5 protein-coding genes and 1 pseudogene are annotated in these 4204 nt (G+C 74.6%); 4 read left to right on the forward strand and 2 right to left on the reverse strand.

The window, feature by feature from the left end:
- Window positions 1-250: pseudogene (locus tag ACOJTC_RS02685) on the reverse strand (hypothetical protein); the annotation flags it as partial.
- A gap of 216 nt (window positions 251-466) precedes the next feature.
- On the opposite strand from ACOJTC_RS02685, the gene ACOJTC_RS02690 reads away from it, so the two are divergent.
- The 4 genes from ACOJTC_RS02690 (at window position 467) to ACOJTC_RS02705 (ending at window position 4043) form a co-directional block, all read left to right on the forward strand.
- The gene (locus ACOJTC_RS02690) at window positions 467-1576 is read left to right on the forward strand and encodes a sensor histidine kinase (protein ID WP_420115601.1); all 1110 of its coding nucleotides are present in this window, start codon (window positions 467-469) and stop codon (window positions 1574-1576) included.
- Window positions 1573-2235: a response regulator transcription factor gene (locus tag ACOJTC_RS02695; protein ID WP_357935222.1), complete on the forward strand. Its 663-nt coding sequence runs from the start codon at window positions 1573-1575 to the stop codon at window positions 2233-2235. The genes ACOJTC_RS02690 and ACOJTC_RS02695 overlap by 4 nt, the downstream gene beginning before the upstream one ends.
- Before the next feature lie 107 nt (window positions 2236-2342).
- On the forward strand, window positions 2343-3251 hold the full coding sequence (locus tag ACOJTC_RS02700) for a hypothetical protein (protein WP_204926565.1): 909 nt from the start codon (window positions 2343-2345) through the stop codon (window positions 3249-3251).
- 156 nt (window positions 3252-3407) lie between these two features.
- On the forward strand, window positions 3408-4043 hold the full coding sequence (locus ACOJTC_RS02705; protein WP_420115602.1) for a TetR/AcrR family transcriptional regulator: 636 nt from the start codon (window positions 3408-3410) through the stop codon (window positions 4041-4043).
- 27 nt (window positions 4044-4070) lie between these two features.
- On the opposite strand, the gene ACOJTC_RS02710 is transcribed toward ACOJTC_RS02705, so the two are convergent.
- Window positions 4071-4204, reverse strand: a 134-nt coding sequence (locus ACOJTC_RS02710) for an acyl-CoA dehydrogenase family protein (protein WP_420115603.1), incomplete at its 5' end; no start/stop codon positions are given.

The raw sequence follows: 4204 nt of genomic DNA on the forward strand, positions 1-4204 counted from the left end.
CGCCGCCGCGCCGCCCGGCGTCGGGCGTCCGGCGCAGCGCCAACCCTGCGACGACCGACCCGGCCAGCCCCAGCAGCACGGCGACCGTCGCCCCGAGCCGCCCGACGCTCATGGTGGTGACACCGACCGCGTCCCGTTGCGCCGACAGGTGCGCCGAGGCCGGGGCGGCGAACCCCGTCGCGCCGAGAACGACGGCGGCGACCACCGTCGACACCAGTCGGGACGACCGGGAATTGCCTGCTGGACGCATGATGCTCCTCCTGTCCGCGACGCGTGCCCCCACGCGCCGGTCTCCCCGATCATGGCGGCGGGCGCGGCGACCGTCGTCCGGCGAACGTGGACAGTGCGCACTGCCGCCGTGGCGTACCCGGCCGCCGCCGACGCGGTACGCCTACCGCGTCCGTGGTATCCGCCGGTCGTCCGTCGGTAGGAGTCGCCCCCGGTGGCAGCCGGTTAGGGTGCGCCCATGAGCACAGCACGCTGCGGTGTCCGCGACTGGGCGATCGCCGGCGGGGTGGCGGTGGTGCTGCTGGTCGCCGGGGTGGCCGGGAAGCCGGGGCCCGGTCCGGTCGGCTACGCCCTGCTGGCGGCCGGCGGTCTGGCGCTCGCCGCCCGCCGGCATGCCCCGGTCGCCGTGCTGGTCGGCACGGGCGGGTGCGCGGTGGGCTGCCAGGCGGTCGGCCTCGACGTGCCCGCCGTCGCCTTCCTGTTCGCGGTGTACGCCGCCGTCCGGGCGGGACACCGCACGGCCACCGTGGTGGCGGTGGTGACGGTGCTGGTGGCACTGCCGCTGGTTGCTCTCGGCCCGCCGCAGGAACTGGCCCTGGGCGCTGCGCTCACCCGGGCCCGGGGTGTGCTCGAACTGGCCTGGCTGGTCGCCGCCGGCGCGGCGGGAGAGGCGCTGCGGCAGGCCGAGCGGCGGGCGGACGAGGCCGAGCGGAGCCGGGAGGAGACCGCGCGGCGGCGCGCCGACGAGGAACGGCTGCACATCGCCCGTGAGCTGCACGACTCGCTCACCCACCAGATCTCGGTCATCACCGTGCAGGCCGAGGTGGCCGTGCATCTGGCCCACCGGCGCGGTGAGGACGTGCCGGAGGCGCTGCTGGCGATCCGGGCGGCCGGCCGGGAGGCGACCCGGGAGCTGCGGGCGACCCTGGAGGCGCTACGGGACGACGGGGAGGGCACCCCGCCCGGCCTCGACCACGTCCCGGAGCTGGTGCGTCGGGCCCGTGCGGCAGGGCTGGACACGACCCTGACCATCGGGGGTGACCGGCACGACGTTCCGGCGGCGGTCGGTGCGACGGCGTACCGGATCGTCCAGGAGTCGCTCACCAACGTCACCCGGCATGCCGCCGCCACCACCGCGTCGATCCGGATCGACTACCGGCGCGACGCGCTCGCCATCCGGGTCGACGACGACGGCACCGCCCTCCCGTCCGGCACGCCCACCCCCGGCGTCGGGCTGCTCGGCATGCGCGAACGGGTGGCCGCCCTCGGTGGTCGGCTGCGCGCCGGCCCGCGCCGCGGCGGCGGTTTCACCGTCCACGTCGAACTCCCCACGGACGGCACCCCGTGATCCGGGTGCTGCTCGTCGACGACCAGCCGCTCCTGCGCAGCGGCTTCCGCGCGTTGCTCGACATCGAGGACGACATCGAGGTGGTGGGGGAGGCCGCCGACGGCGTCGCGGCGCTGACACTGGCCCGGCGGCACCGGCCGGACATCGCGCTGCTCGACATCCAGATGCCGGTCATGGACGGCATCGAGACCACCCGGCGCATCGCCGCGGACCCGACCCTGGCCGGGGTACGCGTCGTCATCCTGACCAACTACGGCCTGGACGAGTACGTCGTCGACGCGCTGCGTGCCGGGGCGGCCGGGTTCCTGGTCAAGGACATCGTGCCGGAGGACCTCCTGCACGCCGTCCGGGTAGCCGCCCGTGGTGACGCCCTGCTCGCGCCGTCGATCACCCGCCGGCTCATCGACAGGTACGTCTCCGCGCGCCCCCGGGTCGCCGCCGGCGTCGCACTGGCGGGGCTGACCGGTCGGGAGCGCGAGACGGTCGCCCTGGTCGCGCAGGGCCTGTCCACCACCCAGATCGCCGACCGGCTGGTGATCAGCCCGTCGACCGCGAAGACCCACATCAACCGGGCGATGGTCAAGCTCCATGCCCGTGACCGCGCCCAACTCGTGATCGTCGCCTACGAGTCCGGCCTGGTCACCCCCGGCGGCGGATGAGCGTGCCGCCGGCCCGCACGGCATGACCGCGCCGCCACGGTCCGCCGGCGTCGGTCGGCCCTCCGGCGGCCCGTCCGGCCCGTCCGGCCCGTGACATGATGACGCCCATGGGGAAGCAGCAGGATGTCGACCGGTCCGACCGTCACGACGGGGCGGGTGACCGCCCGCCCGCGGCGATGGACGGCGACGCCGAGGCCCGGCTCCGCCTCGCGCAGGACCCGGGCACCACCCACCTGACGCTGATCGACCTGGCCGCCGACCCGTCGCCGGTGGTCCGGCGGGCGGTCGCCGCCCGGGCCGACGCGCCCGCGCAGGCGTTGCGTCCGCTCACCCGGGACCGTGACCGCGAGGTACGGGAGGCCGTGGCACGTAACCCCGCCACCTCGATCGCCAATCTGCTGCGCCTGGTCAGGGACGCCGACCGGTGGGTCCGCTGGGCGGTCGCCGGCAACCCGGCCTGCGACGCGTCGGTACGCCGGGCGATGGCGCAGACCGCCGACAAGGAACTGCGGGGCCTGCTCGCCGAGTCGCGTGACCTGGAGCCGGAGCTGGCCGCGCGGCTGGTCGACGACGTCTCTCCCGAGGTGCGGGAGCGCCTCGCCGCGCACACCCACGACTCCGACGTGATGACCACGCTGCTGGCCGACCGCACGGCCCGGGTGCGCAAGGGGCTGGCGCGCAATCCGCGGACCACCGCCGAGCACCGTCGCGCGCTCGCCCAGGATCCGGTGCCGGACGTCCGCGCCGCGCTGGTGTCCGCCGTCGCGCTCGACGAGGCAGACCTGCGTCCGCTGGTGGAGGACCGGTCGGCGCAGGTGCGGATGGCGGTGGCGACGTCGGAACTCGTCCCGGCGCACCTGCGGCAGGCGCTCACCGACGACCCGGAGGAGCTGGTCGCGGACGCGGCCCGGCAGTTCCGCCCCGGTGCGGCGACCTCCCCGGTGGTACGTGCGCCCCGCGTCGGCCACCGCACCGCCGGGCCGGGTCGGGGCCGGGCGGGCGACGCCCCGCGCTGAGTCCGTCCCGCGTACGCACGGTGCCGGCGTAGGGGCTTCCCCTCGGGTCGAGGGTGCGCGACACTTCTCGGGCGGATCGATCGGGGTGGCTCCCTTCGTTTCCTTCCGACCGGACGGTAGCATTATCTGGCTGTATCGCGGACAGGGAGGCCATTGATGGCGCGTGCGACGTCCCGCCCGGAGTCGATCCGACGCCGGCAACGCTGGCCCGACGGGTACGACCCGGAGAACACCCGCAACTCGCTGATCACCAGTGCGTTGGGGCTGATCGAGCAACGGGGCTTCGACCGCACCTCGGTGCAGGAGATCGCCGACCAGGCGCAGCTCACCAAGGGCGCCTTCTACCACCACTTCGCCAGCAAGGACGACCTGCTGCGGCACATCCAGGAGGAGTACCTGGAGGCGCAGCTCGCCGCGATCCAGAAGATCGAGGCCGACAGCGACGACCCGACCGTGCGGGTACGCGAGCTGATCCGGTTCAGCCTGACCAGCGTGGCCGAGTACCGGGCCCACGTGACGATCTTCTACCAGGAGCGGCGCTACCTCTCCGGTGACCTGTTCGCCGAGGTGACCCGCAAGCGGGGCCTGGTGGAGGCGGCGTTCGCCGGGATGATCGCCGACGGGGTCGCCAGGGGGGCGTTCCGCGCGGACGTCGACCCGCGGATCGCCACCTTCGGGCTGGTCGGCATGTGCGCCTGGGCCTACCAGTGGCTCAACGTCGGCGGACCGCTCAGCGTCGACGAGGTGGCCCGCCAGTTCAGTGCGATGGTGCTGGAGGGCCTGACCGCCTGAGCGCCGCCGGGGCCCTCGCCCCGCCCGTCAGTCCTTGAGGAGTTGGCGGGCCATGACGATGCGTTGGACCTGGTTGGTGCCTTCGTAGATTTGGGTGATCTTGGCGTCGCGCATCATGCGTTCGACGGGGTAGTCGCGGGTGTAGCCGTAGCCGCCGAGGA

The sequence above is a fragment of the Micromonospora sp. genome (assembly GCF_048594385.1).
Lineage (GTDB): Bacteria > Actinomycetota > Actinomycetes > Mycobacteriales > Micromonosporaceae > Micromonospora > Micromonospora wenchangensis.